Source organism: Pseudomonas sp. AB39(2026), from assembly GCF_059831485.1.
The window spans coordinates 1,667,845-1,684,595 of sequence record NZ_CP195212.1 but is presented as its reverse complement, the minus strand read 5'-3'; the positions used below and the strand labels follow the sequence as shown (position 1 = coordinate 1,684,595).

Genomic DNA, 16,751 nt, shown 5'->3' with positions numbered 1-16,751 from the left:
GTGAGTCCAATTAAAGTTTGATCCCGTAGGCGCGCTGATAGCAGTGCTGTACAGCACTTGGCGTGCTTCGCTCGGCTCAAGCACGGGTGTCACAGGCCCTGGAACCAACAATCACTTGAAGGCTACTAGGATGTCCCATGCTCGGCTCCCGGGGCCTATGTATGATAAAGGACATTATCAAACATAGAACCGGTCACTTGGTGGACTTATCGAAAAAGATCAAGCGAAGGAAGGCTCTAGCTTTGAGAGGTGAATCAGGAAGGGGAGTAGTCACCTCGGAGCTAATGCGCGCATTCCGTGAGCTGGCTAAGGCACCGCATCGAAAAAACCTGATCTACTGATGGGAAATCTCGGACCCTACTGGCGTCTGAAGGGTGCTTTAATAAAGCGCGCTCATTGATGTGAGCCCTTACATCTGAAAGGGCCGAGAAGTCCATCCATGGGCAATTTCCTTTCTGTTCAGGCGAACTGTCATGTCTACCGTTAAATCTGCGCTGCTAGCTGCGATGGATGAGCAAATTAATTTTCACCAACGGCCTTCGTTCAATACCTACACGGGTACGTCAAGCGACGACGCAATTGCCGGTACGTATTGGGACGATCACCTGCTCGGCGGCGCCGGGGATGACACCCTGGATGGCCACAGTGGCAGCGACACATTGATAGGCGGCGCTGGGGTAGATACTCTCACCGGCGGAGAAACCTACGGATACGGGGTGAAATTCGTATTCTCGTCGCTTACCGATAGTTACGCCAATGCCCAGGGTTCCCACTCCGACCTGATTACCAGCTTCAGCGAATACGACGTATTGGACCTGACCGCCCTGGGCCTGGAGCGGATCGGTAACGGCCATAATGGCGACCTGGCCGTAAGCTATGACGCCGCCTCGAATATCACCTACCTGCGCTCGCTGGACAAAGACGCCAGCGGTAATTTCTTCGAGGTACGCCTGGCGGGCGATTATCAAGGCAAGCTAAGCACCGACAATTTTGTACTGCGCCACGACGGCACGGCCGGCAACGACACCCTAAACTACAGCTTCAGCACCAAGCAATACGTGCTCAATGGCCTGGACGGGGACGATACGCTGTACGCCGGCAAGATCGATAGCGTACTGGACGGCGGCGCGGGTGCTGATCACCTGATCGGCAATACCAACACCGAAACCTTCCTCTATCACCAGATCAGCGACAGTTTCGTCAATGACGCCTCGGGTGTGGCCAGCGTTGACCTTATCAGCAATTTCAACCTGTTCCGCGGGGACGTGTTGGACGTTTCCGCACTAGGCTTCACTGGCCTGGGCGATGGCTATAACGGCACGCTGAATTACGCCTATGACAAAACCGTAGGGCATATCGTGGTGCAGTCTTTTGAAGCCGATGCCCAGGGCAACCGCTTCAAGGTGGACATAGACCAGGCTAACCGGCACGGTAGCATCGCTTACCAAGATGCTGATGGTTTTATCTTCGCCGGTGATAACAGTCATAACGATGCCGAACAGACCCTGACCGGGAAGCCGAGTTGGGATTCGCTGCATACACCTAAGGATGGAGGAATTCTTATTGGCGGCGGTGCTGGCGATACGCTGACCGGTGGTGCTGGGGTAGACACCTTCCGTTACCTGGACAGCAGCGATAGTGTTCATGGTGCCGCCGACCTGATCAAGGGTTTCGATGTGGCCCATGACAAGATCGACGTGGCGGCCTTGGGCTACACGGGCTTGGGTGACGGCACCAATGGCACTCTGAAGCTGGTGTACGACAAGACACTGGACCAGACCTACCTCAAGGACTACGAGTTGAATGCCGACGGGCAACGCTTCGAGATCGGCCTGGTCGGTACTTTCACCAAAACCTTTACCGCCGACAACCTGATCGTTGCGAGCACGCCCTCTACGGCCGAGCACACCTCTGATACGCCCGTTGAACTGGTAGGCGTTGCACCGGCCGATACCCACGTGGTGGGGTGACGCTCAAACTCGCACTTGGCGCTCGACGAAGAGTCGGGACGCCAAGGCAAGCTTCGTAAGCGCGTGTGTGGCAAGCATTGCTTGGCCTAATGACCAAGAACCCCGGAAGCCTTTGCAGGCTAACGGGGTTTAGGGGGGCGGACGATTGCTGGGCAAGTCAGTACTCAGCTAGCAGAGTAGTTCCAATGGCTCAGCCGCTCAGCAAAGTACGGCGTCACCATGGTGACCGTTGCGGCCTGATTGCTGGCTTCGAGGCTCATTTTTTCACCGTCGGTGCCTGGCCCGGTTACCCAGAGGGTAAGCGGTACCTTTTCCGCTTTTGCTTTATCCAGCAGGTTTTTGAGGGCAGTACGGCCTGCATCGGTGGGGGGAATGCCGGTCTCACCGATAAAGGCCGCCATCTTGTTGGTTTTGGCATAGTTGAGGAACGGCCCTACGATGGTATCGCGCAGTGCAGTCGGCGAGATTTTGGTGTTGTCCCCGTTGTAGGCACCGCTCGAGCCGCCGTCCACGTCTGCATAGGCATGGGCTTCCCAGACAATGGCATTGGCGGGGTCTACTATCTTCGATTGCAGGTTCGCCGACTTCGTGGCCCAGCCCTGGGCCGTCGCGTACTCTAGCCCACAGATGAACACCGGTTTTTTGGAGCTGTTGCGCAGCGCCTGGAGCACCGTGTTCATGGTGTTGATGTACAGGGTTTCCAGGTCTGGCAAGGTGATGTAGTCCTTTGCCGTGGTATCGCCATTAGAATAGGGCTCGTTGCCCAGACCCCAGCCCAGCACCATCGGGTCATCGCAACCCGACACTAGCTTCTGGTGGAAGTTGGCCAAGTGAACGGCGCTCCAGGAGCCGCCCCCCACAGAATTACCGTCCTTGATCAGGACCGACTCGGTCACTTTCCAGCCTTCCTGATTACCAGCGTCCTCTTTTCTATAGAGGTTGCCGGTCAGTTGACCGTTGGCGTCCGTCTGATAGCGATGCAGGCGCATGTAGTGGTGAGGGTCAGGAATGATCTTGGCCTGGCCGCCCGAATCTTCGGAGATCCAGCCAAGCATTTCTTTCCAGCGCTTGACGAATTCCTGATTCAGGTTCGCACCTTGGCCAGGCAGGCCGTCAATCGTTGACAGGTCGATGGCACGCTGCAGTTCGAAGGGAAAACGAATCAGCCGCACGCCCAGGTTCTTGACCCAATGAGTGATGGTGTCGCGGTTTGGCCACCGGTAATGGGTACCCGCCTGCCCGGGAAGGATCTGACCGGCGTTGGCCACGGAGCCCAGGTTGATCCCCAGCAAGGGAATGTTGGTAAGCTGGGCAATTGCAGAGCTGCTATTGGACATGTTGATTACCTTGAGTCGATTGAGTTGACCGTGTAACGGACACGGCACCGCTGTCGCTCAAAGGCGATAGCTCGAGGCTCAAGGCCTTCACATGATTCAGCGTCCCACACCGGGAGCACTTGATCTGGAGCTCGGAGTACTCGCCCATCCGGGCAAGCAATCGTTTGCACTGACCACATCTGCATTCTTTCAACATATGAAAAGGCTCTCGGCGATAGCAGGCTTTGCCTAGATGGCATCCAGGGACGTGCAGCCCTTATTCATTGAAGCGGCTCTAAGGCTTGGTTGCGGTATCGCAGCCCTCGCACTACGGCTAGCTCACGATCAAGGTTTTGTGCTGAGTCTTCCGTCATCACCTATGTGCAACCCCCTGTGGCTTGCTTACGTTTCTATTCAGTTGCTTTAGGCTACAAGAAATTATTGTCACATACAAGATTTTTTTGTAATGAGTTCTACAACCACAGGTTGTATAGTGATGCCATGAACACATTGCATAGCCGTATCGCCAAGGCGCGCGAACACAAAGGCCTGAATCAATCAGAACTCGCCAGGTCGCTTGGGGTGTCACCTCAGGCCGTACAGGGGTGGGAAGCGGGTAAATCAGGCCCACGGGGCAGCCGTCTCGCTGCACTTGCCGACTGCCTTGGAGTGTCAGTCGCTTGGCTGATGGTCGGCGGAGAGTCCTCGGCACTCGCTCTGGAACCGAACGTGGAGCCAGGCCCTCCGATCACCTCTATAGCTCGAAGGATTGGGATTGTGGGAACTGCACAGCTGGGCCCCGATGGTTTTTGGTTCGAACTGGACGGTGGTGATGGCCACGTGGAAACCTGGTCCAGGGACGAAGACGCCTATGCTCTCCGGCTAAAAGGCGATTCAATGGCGCCGGCCATACGCAGCGGCTGGGTGGCTATCTGCGAACCAAATCATCGGTTAGTGCCGGGTGAGTATGTAATGGTGAGTACCAGGGATGGGCAGAGCATGGTCAAGGAGCTACTGTTCGAGAACGACGACGGCGTTAGCCTGATGTCCGTCAATTCTGCCTATGGCGACCGTTTGTTCGTGAACTGGCAGGATGTGCGGGTTATTCACTATGTGGGCAACATCCTAGCACCCAGCAAGATCCTGGGTCGTTTGTAGCTGTAGCCAAACCGGGTAGCAATCGACGACGTGCTGCCAACCAAAAGCCCGCACAGGGTAGTTCTGATACGGCCTTCTAAACGCCTGCAGTATGCAATTAGCGGTCTTCACCGCTATTCCACAGTCGCAGTAGGTAGATAGTCCCCCCTGCGAGCTCATACCGCGTCTCATACCCTCCTACCAATAACCGACGCACATCACGCGGCCCGAACTCGTCCAGGCGCTCACCAAGGTGCGGATTGGTCAGCAGGGTAGCTGGCCCAGCGGTGAGCTGTTGCACCGTGCGCGCTGCAGCCGGACGATTCACTAGGGCCAGACATTCATACAACCGCGCCAAGTCCGAGACGGCCTTGCTGGTCCATTGCAGTTCCATCAACGCGGTACCGGCAGGGGGATTTCGGTCTGCAGGCTCGCGGCCCAATCTTGCACTGCCTGGTGATCGATGACACGACCGGCATCGACATCGAGCAGCGCGTCACGGGTGAGCCGGCTGCGTTCTTCTTCCTGATCCAGCCAGGCGTACAAGGCTTGTTTAACGATCCAGTTTTTCGAACGTTCCAGGCGCTCGGCAATTTCATCGACGCGTTCAGCCAGCTCGACCGGAACGTGCGCGGTGACCGAACGTGTTTTTGCGACAGTGACCATGATTGATTGCTCTCCATTTCTAATCGGCGTGAATCATTTTTAATCATAATGCATCAATCCGATTCTATACGATTAACAAGCGATCATTCTGAATCGTTTTTGAGCAAAATCTACGCGTTTTCCATTACTAGTGATAAAATATGTTATCAAGAGTTTTAGCCTGCACGCGTCAAAAAAGCGTTTTGGGGGAGGAGAGGGGTCATGCGCACGCTAACGGTGCACCAGGAGGACGGCGAGCGTCGATTGACCGCGGTCGAATTTCAACACCTGGCCGCGGTACCGGCTGCCGTCGAATGGTTTGCCAACATTGATAACCCACGCACACGTCGTGCCTATCAAAACGACCTGGAAGACTTCTGTTCCTTTATAGGGTTGGCCACTGCAGATGAGTTTCTCGTGGTGACGCGTTCTCACGTCTTGGCCTGGCGTGCCCAGCTGGAGCACCGGGGCCTGGCCGGGGCCACCATCCGGCGCAAACTCGCCGCGCTGGCCAGCCTGTTCGACCACCTGCTGGAATGCAACGCGGTGGCCGGTGGCAACCCGGTGCACGGGGTCAAACGGCCCAAGATCGAGAGCAACGAGGGTAAGACCCCGGCCCTGGGCGATCACCAAGCCAAGGCGCTGCTGGATGCACCGGACGTGGCCACCCTAAAAGGGCTGAGAGACCGGGCCATTCTGGCCGTGCTGCTCTACCACGGGCTACGGCGCGAAGAAGCGGCGCAGCTAGGGGTGAGCGATATGCTGGAGCGGCGCGGCATCAAGCATCTATTGATTCACGGCAAAGGCGGCAAGGTGCGTTACCTGCCTCTGCATCCGGTGGCCGCTGACCGCATCCACGATTACCTGGAGCGCTCGGGGCACCACCTGGTCACGCCTAAAGGCCCGCTGTTCCTGCCGCTACGCGGCCACATAGATCGAGGTGGCATTACTGCCGACGGCATCTATAAAGTAGTGGAAGCCTATGCAAAAAAGGCCGGCATCGAGGTCGCTGGTTTGGGTGTGCATGGCCTGCGGGCAACAGCCGCAACTAATGCCCTTGAGCATGAGGCGGATATTGCCAAGGTGCAAGCCTGGCTGGGTCATGCGAACATCAGTACGACCAGGATTTATGATCGTCGGCAGAATAGGCCGGAGGATTCTCCAACATATAAAGTTCGATACTAGAAAACTAAGAGAAATAATATGCAAACAAGTGATTACAGGCATCATCCAGATTTACAAGCTATCATAGATAGATCTGAGAACTGGATGATTGAATCTTACAGGTTAGCGGGCACAGGTGCGTTAGATACAAAAAATAAAAATTTAATTGGCAGAGCCTTATGGCATCTTTCTATTGAACACTATCAAGCTATACACACATTGGTTGATAACGGTCTATTCGGTTCCGCATACGCGCTGCTCCGTCCTCAATTCGAAGGCTACGTGAGGGGCACATGGCTATATCATTGTGCATCGAAGAAAGACAAAGAAGCATTTACTAGAGGAAAAGAACCACCAAAAATCTATAAAATGCTAGATGACATCGAAAAAAATGAAGATTTCAAATCTGGCGAACTAACCGAATTTTCTAATAGAAATATAAAAAAATTACATAATTTCACGCACGGAGGTAACCAGCAGTTTTTTTCAAGAATAAGCGAAAGGGGGATTGAAACAAATTTTCAAACAAGGGATGTACTAAATCTATTAAAAATCTCAATCCAAATATCTTATATGGCCTTCATTGGACTTGCGGAAAGTTCCGATAGCGTTTCGCTAATGAACAGTCTCAGAGAGGCATATATAAAAAACGAATGAATAAATATTCGCTCTACACAGTAAAACAATAACTGCGCATTCGATAATCGGTGAAGTTCACTATCATGAATATAGCTTTGATGCATCAAACTCAAGTCCTGCCTCCTTCATCTCTCGTACAAGCCTCATCTGCCATCCACCGTGGGAGTCTAGCTCAGTATAAACTACCCCAAAAAGATCCGATGGAATTTCAACATCTCCTTTTCTAAGCAGGCACACCCGCCCCCTTCCTAGTTTCCCTGCAAAATATCCCAATTCGAAGATTACATTTTGACGGGCTCTCGCAAATGGTGAGTCTCCTTTTGCCGTCGAACCGACATCGTCTGGAGTCAGAAGGACAACAGCATATCCGACCTGCGCTGCCTGCTCGAATTTTTCTATGATCGTTCTGCCACGGTCTGGTTGCTCCTGCAGCACAATCGACTCGAGACCTAACTTATCCAAAAACCTTGCGAGCATATGGCGAGCAGCGTCATCATGCCCATGAACAATAAATACTCTATTCGATGGTGTTAGATATTCCATTGGTGCAGCGCCTCCTATTTGAACATGTGCTTTATAGTCTCTAGCAAAGGGAATCAGCACTTGAGAAACAAAAGCATGAAAACCAGCAATGATTTTTTTACTGCCTGTGCTGAAATAGTGGAATCCAAAGTTTAGAGCATAACTAGGGTCTGCTGCGAGCTTTTGAATTAGCAGTATTGTAAGACCAAGCCTAACTGAGTCGTCATCGGGCCAAGCCAAGCGGTGACTGCCAACAAACCCCCCTCCCGTCTCGGCGCTATCCGATAAAAATCCTTCTAAATCAACACCTTGAATCAAATTAAAATTTACTGATTCTAGTTCTGGGCTGGTAAGCACACGGCCGAGTCTCTTAAGGGGCACATCAAACGTCTGTTGCTGTGAGTTCTGAAGATCTAAAATGCAGCTATTGATTTTAGTAAAAATATCAGCGTTGCTCATTCGCCATCTCCAATCAATCGCTTTTCTGCCGCCTGCTCAAGTAGTTGAGCCCGGTAAGATTCTTTAATCTCATCAATGAGAGGTTGAATAAGGGGGTTGGATTCATATCCACCTAACCTCTCATCTATAGAATTATTTATAAGCTGGACAGCTTGTTCGATACTGCCAGGATCGAAGGGGTCAAAATTTACAGTACAGAGCTCCCCGTCTAGCTCTTGGAGCGCGATCTGAGCGTCTTTCAAGTCGCGCTGAAGCTTATCTAAGCCTTTTATCACACAACTCTCCTTGCAGTTTCATTATAGAATTAATAATTCTCTCTAATTAAGCAAACCAAAATCAACCAACCGTTAACTGTCGACTCACCAACACACCAGCCACTTTTTCCCTGTAAAGTCATCGAGGGCAAAAAATTAATAAAACTTATCGCTCCATCACAACCCGCAACGATCACGGTAATTAGGTCGCCGTATGCATACGGCTAATTTTTTCTTTCAGTTACCAGAAAACACGTTGCCGCGAGGCTCTAAACCGAAGCGGTGACAATGTGTGGATTTTCGCAAGCGTCTATCGTGCAACTCATTTTTTAGTCGTGGCCACTCTTTGGAAATAAACCCTGACGGCATTGATTCAGATTCGCTAGGTATCGCCAAAAGTATATCTATACCATAATCATAAAAAGCATTACGCCCATGAATAGAGATCGCTAACCTATAGAGGCGTTTTAGCAAAAACCTAATGCCAGAATAGCCCTCTTCCTGTAAGATTTCGATTAGATACGCACGGGAAGCTCTAATTGCCAAGTTAACGCGAATTGACTCACGTTTACTGTCTGTACACCAAGGAGCGTACAAATTGAAAAGTCTTGACTGCAAGCAAGATATTGGATCAATAATTGCAATTCTAACATTATCTAGAACTACTGATTCCAGGTGACGGTAGATATCCTTCGTATCTACTCCCGCAATCCTATCCAATATATCAATGACAATTTTTGTATCGTCATCCCAAGAAATTTCTGCGATGGCTAAGTTAGGTGTGTGATCATCAAGTGAAGCCCGCCTGAAAGAAACTTTCATTCGCTCTTCGCAAAAATTAGCGGCTTCGTTAGTTCCTATAAAATCTAGATCATCACTGGTAGCGTATTGGATTTCTTCCCCTGTTAATTCATCCAATAAATACTGTCGGGCCCACAGGGAGAGAGCTTGACCGCCCACTACAATTAACCCATATGTGTCGATAGCTTCGCGCTCGGGGGAGCGGTACACATCTTTAAGACGCTCTTTGAAATATAAGAAGAGCTCTGAGCGTTCAAAAGGATCAAGCAAGGAAGTTACGTATTCCGTATTATTGTTAGGATTCATCTAGCAAAAGCTGGTGGGGCTATACGTTGCCGACGTGGTGCGCCTGCAGAAATCCTCATCGCGTTTTTAAGGCGCTCAGAAGCAGCATCCAGGGTTTCGGCACTGGCCAGTTTGACAGCGCTCATAAGGCTGTCGCGGCGCGCACTTTTGCCTCCCAAGATTTCTGGATAGTTGCTATCAAGCTGAAAAGGCTGGTGCATCGTTGGATTTCCACGGGGCTTGGGCTGGTACAATCCTAGCCCTACGTTCAAAAATGAGCAACCGCGCAGCATACCGGCCGTCATCTACAGAGCTGATTACAAGCACGAAATTTAACCTCCGGTGATCGCTACTCCCCTAGAACCACCGCAACAGGCCAGCGCGTCGAATACGCCCACAAAGACACTCATTTCTGCAAAGCGGTGTCTTTGCCTGGATTTAACATAGCACCCGTTATGCGCATCGTTGATTAGACGATGCGGCCTGAGATCTGACGCCAAGGGGATTCGTGGATCGTTGTCGAACGACGAAGCCTAGGTGGCAATGACGAGTTAGGTCCATTTCAGCAAACAGGGAATGGTTGCAACGAACTCAGTACCTTGCACATCGTTCGAAGTGACCTCGAGCGCTCCATGGTGGCCAATGCATATCTGATTTGATATATAGAGCCCTAAGCCTAAGCCCTCTTCCCGGTGACCCACCTCGGGCCGCCTGAATGCCTCAAAGAGCGAAGGAAGCACTTCCTCAGGGATCGCAACACCTGAGTTATGAACGGAGAGCACCAGGTTCACGCCATCCGTAGTGATGCGAACCTGGACAGGCAAGCCCTTGGCACCGTGTGTGATGGCATTGCCTACCAGGTTCGACAGTAGCTGCCCCAACCGATTGGGGTCACAGTAGAGCCCTGTGGGCACGTCCATCGCTTCTGTGATCAGCGCTTCAGGATGCACTACCCTCAGCTCCATCAGCACCGCCTCGAACTGGTCCTGGAGATCGTCGGTCAGCAAAGGCTTGACGGGAATTCCTCCGCCCAATTTGCCACGGGCGAAATCAAGCACATCTTCGATAAGGCTGCCCATCCGCTTTGCGCTCTGGCGTATGGCCCGAACCATTTTGATACTTCGTGGATGAGTAACCCTCGTTTCCAATAGCTCGGCGCTTAGACGCACAGCGCTCAATAGGGTACGCAGGTCATGCCCTAGCACTGCGACAAACTGTTCACGCTGCACACCTGCCTCTGTAGCAATAGCTAACGCTGTTGCGGAGGCCAAAAGCCCTTTATACAGATCGAGGTTCATGGCAATGAGCTGAGCATAGAGCCCCATTGTTTTCAGAATGGTGGCCTCATCAAAGCTTGCAGGGAGTGGGTCTATTGCACACAGCGTCCCAAAAAATTCTCCATCGGCGGTAATGATGGGAACAGAGACGTAGCTCTCCAGTTGATAGAGCTTGGGGGTGTGATGCAGTGAATAGATGGGATGACTACTGGCGTGGGTAAAGATGACCGGTTTTCGATGTTGCCTGATTTCATGGCAAATCGTTGACTTCAAATCAAGCTGCGCACCGGGTATGAGGCCAAAATCTATCGAATCGTCAACAGCACAGGCGACCCAATGCTTATCTGTCACCAGTGCAATGGCCGCAAAACGCATGCCCGTTGCCTGTTTCACCATTTCCAGGATTAAAGGCACAGCTTCGATTTTTGCAACCGCTTCTATGACTTCGGCGAAATCCGGTACTTCGTGTTGTGCGCTGCGCGGGGAATCAGTCACGGTTCTTTGATCACTGTCCAAAGGCGCGTTGAGGGGAAGGGCTGGCTTGACCAGTAGGCGAGCCATCAAGGCCGCAGCAAGCTTACGCTAAGCTTTGTTGTATCGCACTGTCCAGTTGAGCTATTGAAAATGGCTTGCTGATGATCGTCAAATGACGAAAGTCTTGCTCGAGTGCCGCAGCACCGTACCCGCTTGCAAACATGATGGGGATGGATCGGCCGATCAGTTTTCTAGCCACGGGAAACGACAACTCTCCGTTGAGGTTGATATCCAGGATGGCCATATCACACTGGATGCCTTCGGCTGCTAACAGCCCAGCAGCAAGGGTCTGGCTGATGCCCACAACCTCGTGGCCCAGATCGCTCACCATGTCTTCTACCAGCATCGCCAGTAACATTTCGTCTTCTACGATGTAAATGCGAGCCACGCTGTTATTCCAACCTCAGGGGTGCCCGAACGGTACATTCAAGCCCTTTCTCCTCAAACCGCAAGCTAGCCTCGCCATCAAGCTCGTCGGCCAGCCCACGTTGAATCAGACGGGAACCAAACCCCATACGTTCCGGCGAGGTAACAATCGGTCCTCCCGATTCTTTCCAGGTCAATTCCATCCATTGCTCACCAGGGGTGGGATAGACCTGCCAAGCGATGTCAACGTGCCCTCCTGCAACGGATAATGCCCCGTATTTGAGGGCGTTCGTCGTTAGCTCGTGAGTAGCCATTGCAATGGAAAGCGCCTGCTTCGGGTTAAGCTTGAGAGAAGGCCCACTTAGCCGAACGCGGGGATCAATATTGGGGAGTTGTGCCCCAATCGCCTGCAGCAAAACGTCTTTTAACGAAGCACTTTCCCATCTCTCGGTGTTCAGCAAGTCATGGGCTTCAGCAAGCGCAACGAGACGACCTGTAAAGGCGTCTCGTACCCCTTGAGGGATATCCGCTCCACGCAACGTTTGATAGGCCAGGGATTGAACAATCGCCAGCGTATTCTTGACGCGATGATTAAGCTCATTGATTAGCAATTGTTGATGACGTTGAGCGGTTTCACGGTCTTCTAGTGCTTCACGCAACGCAGCTCTATCATCGTGCTCCTGCCGTAGCGCTACGAGTTCCTCATGTAGACGAACGCCGATACTGGATCGATCAGCATCCGAGGTGCTCAGAAGGAGGCTCGATAGCTGTTCATGGGTGTCCAGGAACGTGACCATATCACTTTCGAAGTTGAGATTTGGGTGCGTCAACGTCCAATAATGAGCCGTTCGGATGAACGCTAGAAAGGCTGTCAAGATCTCAAATTCAGCGCTGCCCAGGGCTTTACGTAAAGCCTTGGCAGCCGAGGCTGATTTTGCAGGATGGGCGAACATGACACCTGCGGCAGCAAATACATCCTGCTCTGCTTGAGACTCCATTGAAGGAATCATGGAAGCGTCCCAAGACGCCAGGCGAGCGTAGACCCCCTCCAACTGCGTATCGGTCAATATGGCAGGTTGCCTAAGCAGTGTTAAGGCCTGCTCTATCGTGTTGGGTACAGCCTGGGGGTCACCGGATGGATTGCCCTGACCGATCAAAAACCCCAGATGCCTGACAATGCAATAACGCACCTCACAAAACCGCGAAAGGTGAACAAACAGGCGCTCCTTGAACACCGAAGGAAGTGGATTATCAAGGTAACCTGCCTTGGCAAAAGCCCACAGCTCCCGAATTAAACCTGGTGCGTCTTGAGCAGTTTGGAAGAAATTGGGCACCAAGCCAAAGCGGCTGGCTACCTCTGCTTCGAAATGCGTTTTATCCGCCTGGTTCACAGCTCGCGTTGAGGTAGTGCCAGTCATTGATATGCCTCTTGAAATGCTCTATAGCCCGAACGTTGAGCATGCCCGCTTGGGCACGCACTGGATAATCTATCTTTGCGCAAGGGCCTGCTCAACGAAGATAAGGGCAATTGCAGGAATTTTAGCGTCTAATACACGGTTGGTCCGAGCCTAGCGGCTATACGTTCCTAGAGGGCGAACTCCAACACAAACCGCGTACCTGGTAGAGCATTCTGCCATTCTGGTTTGCCTCCCAACTGGCGACCGAGTCGCAAAATCAGTTTCATCCCGAGGCTCTTGGATGATTCAGCGGCCCAACCTGAGGGTAGGCCGGGTCCGCGATCCCTCACCTCAAGACGTAGAACTGGGCCAATTGCGGTTATCGTAAGGCGTATGTCTCCCGGCTCTTGAGGCGTCGCATACTTCAGGGCATTCGTCAGCAGCTCGTTGACCAAAAGGCCGAGCGGAATTGCATCATCGGTAGGCACCATTACAGCCGGCACGTCAAAAATCAGAACACCGGAGGGCCCGCTGTCCATTAGTTTCTCAGCCACACTGCCAAGAAATTCTTTCAAATCCAGGTTATGCACGTCGCTGGTACGCCATAGCCGATCGTGCAACTGGGCAATAGCCATGACCCGGCCTTCAGCATCACTCAGTGCAGTACGCACCTCTGGATTCGAGGAAGCACGACTTTGTAATTGCAGCAATCCGGCTACAAGCGCAAGGCTGTTCTTGACCCGGTGGCTCACTTCTTGGGTTAACACGTTCTGGTGTTCAAGTGCCTGACCTAAGTGTTCTTGATGTGCTCGCAAAACGCCTTCGGCGTGGTGACGATCTAGTGCGACCCCAAGCAAATTTGCAAAGCCCTGGATGAACACCACGTCTGCTTCGGTAAAACGCCCCTCAACCGGACTATCAACTTCGAGCACGCCAAACGGCTCGTTGCCCACGCGGATCAATACGTTGATGGCCCGCTTCACACCATGATCGGCCATGACCTTTGGCGTCCGGAAACGCTTTTCATTTTCCAGATGGTTGGAAATCACAGACTTGCCTGTCTGAAAAGCATAACCTGCAGGGCTGTCGAGATCGGCACCAACCCTGGCGTGTCCTACATACCCAGGCTTCCAGCCTACGCCTGCCACCATCAAAAAGTCCCCATGCTCTGGCTGGAATTCCATAACCTTACATAGCCGGGTATACATGCCTTCGGCGCATACCCGTGTCGCTTCCTGCAATAACGCGCCGGTCACATGAGTTTTCAAGGCGAACAGACCAAATTCTGCGGTCAGCTTTTGTTGCCTGAGCCGATATGCTAGCTCCTCAGCGGCATTACCTCCTTGCTCTGGTGGGCTCGCAGTTTTATCACGGTTATCAGGCTCCAATCCGCCTCCTCGACGCATTCTCAGGTTTTTGACAGGCTGGTAAACAAGGTAAAATACTCTCTATTACAAGAGATATCTTTAGGGCTAGCGTTGATCGAACGCAGAGTTTGGTAAGTACCTGCCAAACGACGTATAGGGTCACGGCGCTAAGCCGTCTCGCACGTAACGTCCTCCAGCTCGGGTTTAGCTTGCCGCCCCTTAGTATTCCCCTTGATTTTTTTATGTGAACTGCGGGTTCACCTACTCGTCACTTGCCCACCGATAGGTCGGCAGGTGGGAAGGGAACAGCTTGCCCTGGGCATCAAGCTCTCTCCCGGCAATCAGGCAATGTGCTTTCAGCTGTTCTAGGGTCAGACCATGCTTCTCTGCAACGAAGGAGATCATGTAATACCCGCCTCGCATGCACACCTCTTTGAAAAGCTCGTGGTGGTATGTCCCACTGACGTAGTTGCCTGTCATGGGATGGGTAGGCGTGCTGGACGGTTGGTGATAACCAAAGTGGTCAGCCAGTATTTGGCAAAGGTCGCAATAAATACGAGGGCTATGGGCTGCAAGCCCATAGGGGCCCGCTCCAATACCCGCTTTAGGCACCCGCAGCGTTCGGCCAGAGGCGAGTTTGTAAAGCTTGCGTAGGGCGTGAAGCAGGGCTTCGCGCTCCGTCTCCTGATCTGAAAAAGGCACATGCGTGTCGTTGACGATGGCCTTGCGCACAGGGATACCACACGTGTTCGGCTCCGACAGGACGCACAGGGTACCGGTGCAGACGTGCCCGTCCAGCGTCAATTCAACTGCGTACACCTGGTCGCAATTGGCGCGTACCACGTCTACGTCAATCGTCTCGTATTCTTCAATTAGGAACCGGCTCATTGGCACCCCTAGCGTGCGTTTTTTCTAGTTCTGCTAGCGCTTGCGTAGAGCTTTTTACGCGGTAGCGCCAACGTCTTGGGCTTGATCTTCGGCTTTACGTGGGGTTTTACGCACTTTGCCTTCTGCCCGTCTTGTAGTTGCCTTTAGCTTGGTTGCAGCCTTCGTACCCCCCTTAACAGGGATCTTAGCCGCTGGCTTAGCGGCAGACTCTGCAGCGGCTGCTTTAGATGCCATTCGCGGTTGCGCGCTCGACCCGTTAACCGCCTGAGCCCTTGCGGCAATTGGTCGAACGGTGAGTTCTACCCCTACGGCCTCCATCAGCTTTCGAATCGTGCTGTATCGCGTTTTAACGCCACCCTTGAGCGTTTTATAAAGGCTTTCGCGGTTGACTCCAGCGTCCTTAGCAACCTTGTTCACACCTTGCGCTTTTGCGACTTCTGCAAGCGCCTGCATGAGCAATTTCGGGTCATCTGCCTTCATGCTTTCCGAAAGGTAAGCGCTGATTGCTTCTGGGCTGTCAAGAAAGCGCGATGCTTCATAACGGCTGGTACCGGAGGTGTTCAGATCGAGGATAGGCATATCCTCGGGGTTGAATGTCGCTTCAGTCATTTCATTTTACCCGTCAGTGCATCAAGGATCGCTTTTGCTTCCTTGATCGCGCGTTTTTGGTCCGTTTTGTTACTACCCGAAAGCATCAGGTAAGCGGTCCGGCCGGTGCGAACGAAGTAAGCTCGATACCCTGGCCCCACAAAAACCCGCATTTCACTGACACCATCGCCCACTGGCTCACAATCACCGAAATTGCCTGCCTTGGCTCGATCCAAACGGGCTAATAGAGCCGCTTTGCCCTGGGCATCCCTCACACCATCAAGCCAATCATCAAACTCAGGCGTGGTGTTTATCGTGTTTTCGATGATATCCGTCATGGCTTGAATTGTAGCCTACTGGCTACTCTCTGTCGATTTTTTGGGCCTTTCTGTCGAACTGGATGAAGGGCAAGAAAAAGGGACACGCTATTGCCAGTAGTCTGCTCTAGTCATTACGTAAGAGGTTCGATCAGGTCGCTGCCGTGATTCCTGACATTACCCACGGCCCTGTCTACCTGGTACCACTCAAAATCAGCCACCGGCCGGCTTTGCTGCTGCACGATGTGCAAGGCTGCATCAGCTTCCAGGTCAGGCTCAAGCCAGGCTCTGGCAGCGTCAGGCCCCAGCACAACCGGGCGGCGATCATGAATGTCCACCATGCCGGCATCGCTTGCGTCGGTGATAATGACAAAGCCGTCCTCGTCGTGGGGCTCAAGGCCTGGATGCACCTGGGCGAGGCCTGCAAAGAACATCGGTGCCTGGCTCTTGAGCCGGATGCAATACGGCTGCTTTTTCTTGGGGTCGTCAGGGTCTTTAACCCATTCAAACCAGTTATTGGCCGGTACCAGGACACGGCCTGCCGGCCATAGTGACTTGAAGAACTTGCCGGTGGCCACCGTCTCGATCCGGGCATTAATAGGGTCGGGCCGTTTACCCTTGGCCCAAAAGGGCGCCCAGCCCCATTTAACCGCCTGCAGACGGATGCCCTCGGCGTCAGCATGGATCAGCGGTGATTTCGTGGTAGGGGCCACGTTGTAGCGGTTGATCGGCTCAGGCGGCACGTAGTCAATCACCTGCTGGCCCGGCCCCAGTTCGCGCAGGTAGTGGCCCATCGCCTCGTACACCGAATAACGTCCGCACATG

18 protein-coding genes and 2 pseudogenes are annotated in these 16,751 nt (G+C 52.8%); 5 read left to right on the top strand and 15 right to left on the bottom strand.

Annotated features, from left to right (window positions below):
* Positions 1-473 precede the first annotated feature (473 nt).
* Positions 474-1,970 carry a M10 family metallopeptidase C-terminal domain-containing protein gene (locus ACSAMW_RS07460; protein ID WP_500593371.1) on the top strand — a complete coding sequence of 499 codons (1,497 nt, stop codon included), beginning with the start codon at positions 474-476 and terminating at the stop codon, positions 1,968-1,970.
* A 164-nt stretch (positions 1,971-2,134) separates the two neighbouring features.
* Here ACSAMW_RS07460 and ACSAMW_RS07455 read toward each other — a convergent pair whose 3' ends face one another.
* Together ACSAMW_RS07455 and ACSAMW_RS07450 are read right to left on the bottom strand one after the other, a co-directional pair.
* Positions 2,135-3,307: a cellulase family glycosylhydrolase gene (locus ACSAMW_RS07455; protein WP_500593370.1), complete on the bottom strand. Its 1,173-nt coding sequence runs from the start codon at positions 3,305-3,307 to the stop codon at positions 2,135-2,137.
* The gene (locus ACSAMW_RS07450) at positions 3,297-3,503 is read right to left on the bottom strand and encodes a Com family DNA-binding transcriptional regulator (RefSeq protein ID WP_500593369.1); all 207 of its coding nucleotides are present in this window, start codon (positions 3,501-3,503) and stop codon (positions 3,297-3,299) included. Before ACSAMW_RS07450 ends, ACSAMW_RS07455 begins: the two co-directional genes overlap by 11 nt.
* A 284-nt stretch (positions 3,504-3,787) precedes the next feature.
* Between ACSAMW_RS07450 and ACSAMW_RS07445 the strand changes: the two are divergent.
* Positions 3,788-3,961: pseudogene (locus tag ACSAMW_RS07445) on the top strand (helix-turn-helix domain-containing protein); the annotation flags it as partial.
* 102 nt (positions 3,962-4,063) lie between these two features.
* Positions 4,064-4,444 carry a S24 family peptidase gene (locus ACSAMW_RS07440; protein ID WP_500593996.1) on the top strand — a complete coding sequence of 127 codons (381 nt, stop codon included), beginning with the start codon at positions 4,064-4,066 and terminating at the stop codon, positions 4,442-4,444.
* Positions 4,445-4,541: 97 nt separating this feature from the next.
* Here ACSAMW_RS07440 and ACSAMW_RS07435 read toward each other — a convergent pair whose 3' ends face one another.
* Together ACSAMW_RS07435 and ACSAMW_RS07430 are read right to left on the bottom strand one after the other, a co-directional pair.
* A complete protein-coding gene (locus tag ACSAMW_RS07435; RefSeq protein ID WP_500593368.1) occupies positions 4,542-4,817 on the bottom strand; it encodes a type II toxin-antitoxin system RelE/ParE family toxin in 276 nt (91 codons plus the stop codon).
* A complete protein-coding gene (locus ACSAMW_RS07430) occupies positions 4,817-5,089 on the bottom strand; it encodes a CopG family ribbon-helix-helix protein (protein ID WP_500593367.1) in 273 nt (90 codons plus the stop codon). Before ACSAMW_RS07430 ends, ACSAMW_RS07435 begins: the two co-directional genes overlap by 1 nt.
* A gap of 201 nt (positions 5,090-5,290) precedes the next feature.
* Here ACSAMW_RS07430 and ACSAMW_RS07425 point away from each other — a divergent pair, with 201 nt between their 5' ends.
* Positions 5,291-6,253 carry a tyrosine-type recombinase/integrase gene (locus tag ACSAMW_RS07425; protein WP_500593366.1) on the top strand — a complete coding sequence of 321 codons (963 nt, stop codon included), beginning with the start codon at positions 5,291-5,293 and terminating at the stop codon, positions 6,251-6,253.
* 18 nt (positions 6,254-6,271) lie between these two features.
* Positions 6,272-6,889, top strand: a complete 618-nt coding sequence (locus tag ACSAMW_RS07420; protein WP_500593365.1) for a DUF6988 family protein — start codon at positions 6,272-6,274, stop codon at positions 6,887-6,889.
* 63 nt (positions 6,890-6,952) lie between these two features.
* Here the strand turns inward: ACSAMW_RS07420 and ACSAMW_RS07415 are convergent, their stop codons facing one another.
* The 11 genes and pseudogenes from ACSAMW_RS07415 to ACSAMW_RS07365 form a co-directional block, all read right to left on the bottom strand.
* Positions 6,953-7,852: a TIR domain-containing protein gene (locus tag ACSAMW_RS07415; protein ID WP_500593364.1), complete on the bottom strand. Its 900-nt coding sequence runs from the start codon at positions 7,850-7,852 to the stop codon at positions 6,953-6,955.
* Positions 7,849-8,127 carry a YuaX family protein gene (locus ACSAMW_RS07410; protein ID WP_500593363.1) on the bottom strand — a complete coding sequence of 93 codons (279 nt, stop codon included), beginning with the start codon at positions 8,125-8,127 and terminating at the stop codon, positions 7,849-7,851. Before ACSAMW_RS07410 ends, ACSAMW_RS07415 begins: the two co-directional genes overlap by 4 nt.
* Before the next feature lie 216 nt (positions 8,128-8,343).
* Complete coding sequence (locus ACSAMW_RS07405) at positions 8,344-9,177, bottom strand: hypothetical protein (protein ID WP_500593362.1); 834 nt, start codon at positions 9,175-9,177, stop codon at positions 8,344-8,346.
* Positions 9,178-9,743: 566 nt separating this feature from the next.
* Entirely contained in the window at positions 9,744-11,030 is a 1,287-nt protein-coding gene (locus tag ACSAMW_RS07400) for a sensor histidine kinase (RefSeq protein ID WP_500593361.1), read from the bottom strand.
* A 16-nt stretch (positions 11,031-11,046) separates the two neighbouring features.
* Complete coding sequence (locus ACSAMW_RS07395; protein WP_500593360.1) at positions 11,047-11,391, bottom strand: response regulator; 345 nt, start codon at positions 11,389-11,391, stop codon at positions 11,047-11,049.
* A 4-nt stretch (positions 11,392-11,395) separates the two neighbouring features.
* Positions 11,396-12,787 (bottom strand): sensor histidine kinase, encoded by a 1,392-nt coding sequence (locus ACSAMW_RS07390; RefSeq protein ID WP_500593359.1) that lies wholly within the window; start codon positions 12,785-12,787, stop codon positions 11,396-11,398.
* 167 nt (positions 12,788-12,954) lie between these two features.
* Positions 12,955-14,154 (bottom strand): sensor histidine kinase, encoded by a 1,200-nt coding sequence (locus ACSAMW_RS07385; RefSeq protein WP_500593358.1) that lies wholly within the window; start codon positions 14,152-14,154, stop codon positions 12,955-12,957.
* A 240-nt stretch (positions 14,155-14,394) separates the two neighbouring features.
* Complete coding sequence (locus tag ACSAMW_RS07380; protein ID WP_500593357.1) at positions 14,395-15,021, bottom strand: hypothetical protein; 627 nt, start codon at positions 15,019-15,021, stop codon at positions 14,395-14,397.
* A gap of 255 nt (positions 15,022-15,276) precedes the next feature.
* Positions 15,277-15,630 (bottom strand): annotated as a pseudogene (locus ACSAMW_RS07375) (addiction module antidote protein); the annotation flags it as partial.
* Complete coding sequence (locus ACSAMW_RS07370; protein ID WP_500593356.1) at positions 15,627-15,947, bottom strand: type II toxin-antitoxin system RelE/ParE family toxin; 321 nt, start codon at positions 15,945-15,947, stop codon at positions 15,627-15,629. The gene ACSAMW_RS07370 and the pseudogene ACSAMW_RS07375, both read right to left, overlap by 4 nt.
* Before the next feature lie 113 nt (positions 15,948-16,060).
* Complete coding sequence (locus ACSAMW_RS07365) at positions 16,061-16,750, bottom strand: SOS response-associated peptidase (protein ID WP_500593355.1); 690 nt, start codon at positions 16,748-16,750, stop codon at positions 16,061-16,063.
* Between the last annotated feature and the right edge of the window lies 1 nt (position 16,751).

What these genes read in the sequence shown, in the direction of transcription:
- ACSAMW_RS07460 (WP_500593371.1), top strand. Translation starts at nt 474, where the DNA reads ATGTCTACCGTTAAATCTGCGCTGCTAGCTGCGATGGATGAGCAAATT.
- ACSAMW_RS07455 (WP_500593370.1), bottom strand. Translation starts at nt 3,307, where the DNA reads ATGTCCAATAGCAGCTCTGCAATTGCCCAGCTTACCAACATTCCCTTG.
- ACSAMW_RS07450 (WP_500593369.1), bottom strand. Translation starts at nt 3,503, where the DNA reads ATGTTGAAAGAATGCAGATGTGGTCAGTGCAAACGATTGCTTGCCCGG.
- ACSAMW_RS07435 (WP_500593368.1), bottom strand. Translation starts at nt 4,817, where the DNA reads ATGGAACTGCAATGGACCAGCAAGGCCGTCTCGGACTTGGCGCGGTTG.
- ACSAMW_RS07430 (WP_500593367.1), bottom strand. Translation starts at nt 5,089, where the DNA reads ATGGTCACTGTCGCAAAAACACGTTCGGTCACCGCGCACGTTCCGGTC.
- ACSAMW_RS07425 (WP_500593366.1), top strand. Translation starts at nt 5,291, where the DNA reads ATGCGCACGCTAACGGTGCACCAGGAGGACGGCGAGCGTCGATTGACC.
- ACSAMW_RS07420 (WP_500593365.1), top strand. Translation starts at nt 6,272, where the DNA reads ATGCAAACAAGTGATTACAGGCATCATCCAGATTTACAAGCTATCATA.
- ACSAMW_RS07415 (WP_500593364.1), bottom strand. Translation starts at nt 7,852, where the DNA reads ATGAGCAACGCTGATATTTTTACTAAAATCAATAGCTGCATTTTAGAT.
- ACSAMW_RS07400 (WP_500593361.1), bottom strand. Translation starts at nt 11,030, where the DNA reads ATGGCTCGCCTACTGGTCAAGCCAGCCCTTCCCCTCAACGCGCCTTTG.
- ACSAMW_RS07390 (WP_500593359.1), bottom strand. Translation starts at nt 12,787, where the DNA reads ATGACTGGCACTACCTCAACGCGAGCTGTGAACCAGGCGGATAAAACG.
- ACSAMW_RS07380 (WP_500593357.1), bottom strand. Translation starts at nt 15,021, where the DNA reads ATGAGCCGGTTCCTAATTGAAGAATACGAGACGATTGACGTAGACGTG.
- ACSAMW_RS07370 (WP_500593356.1), bottom strand. Translation starts at nt 15,947, where the DNA reads ATGACGGATATCATCGAAAACACGATAAACACCACGCCTGAGTTTGAT.
- ACSAMW_RS07365 (WP_500593355.1), bottom strand. Translation starts at nt 16,750, where the DNA reads ATGTGCGGACGTTATTCGGTGTACGAGGCGATGGGCCACTACCTGCGC.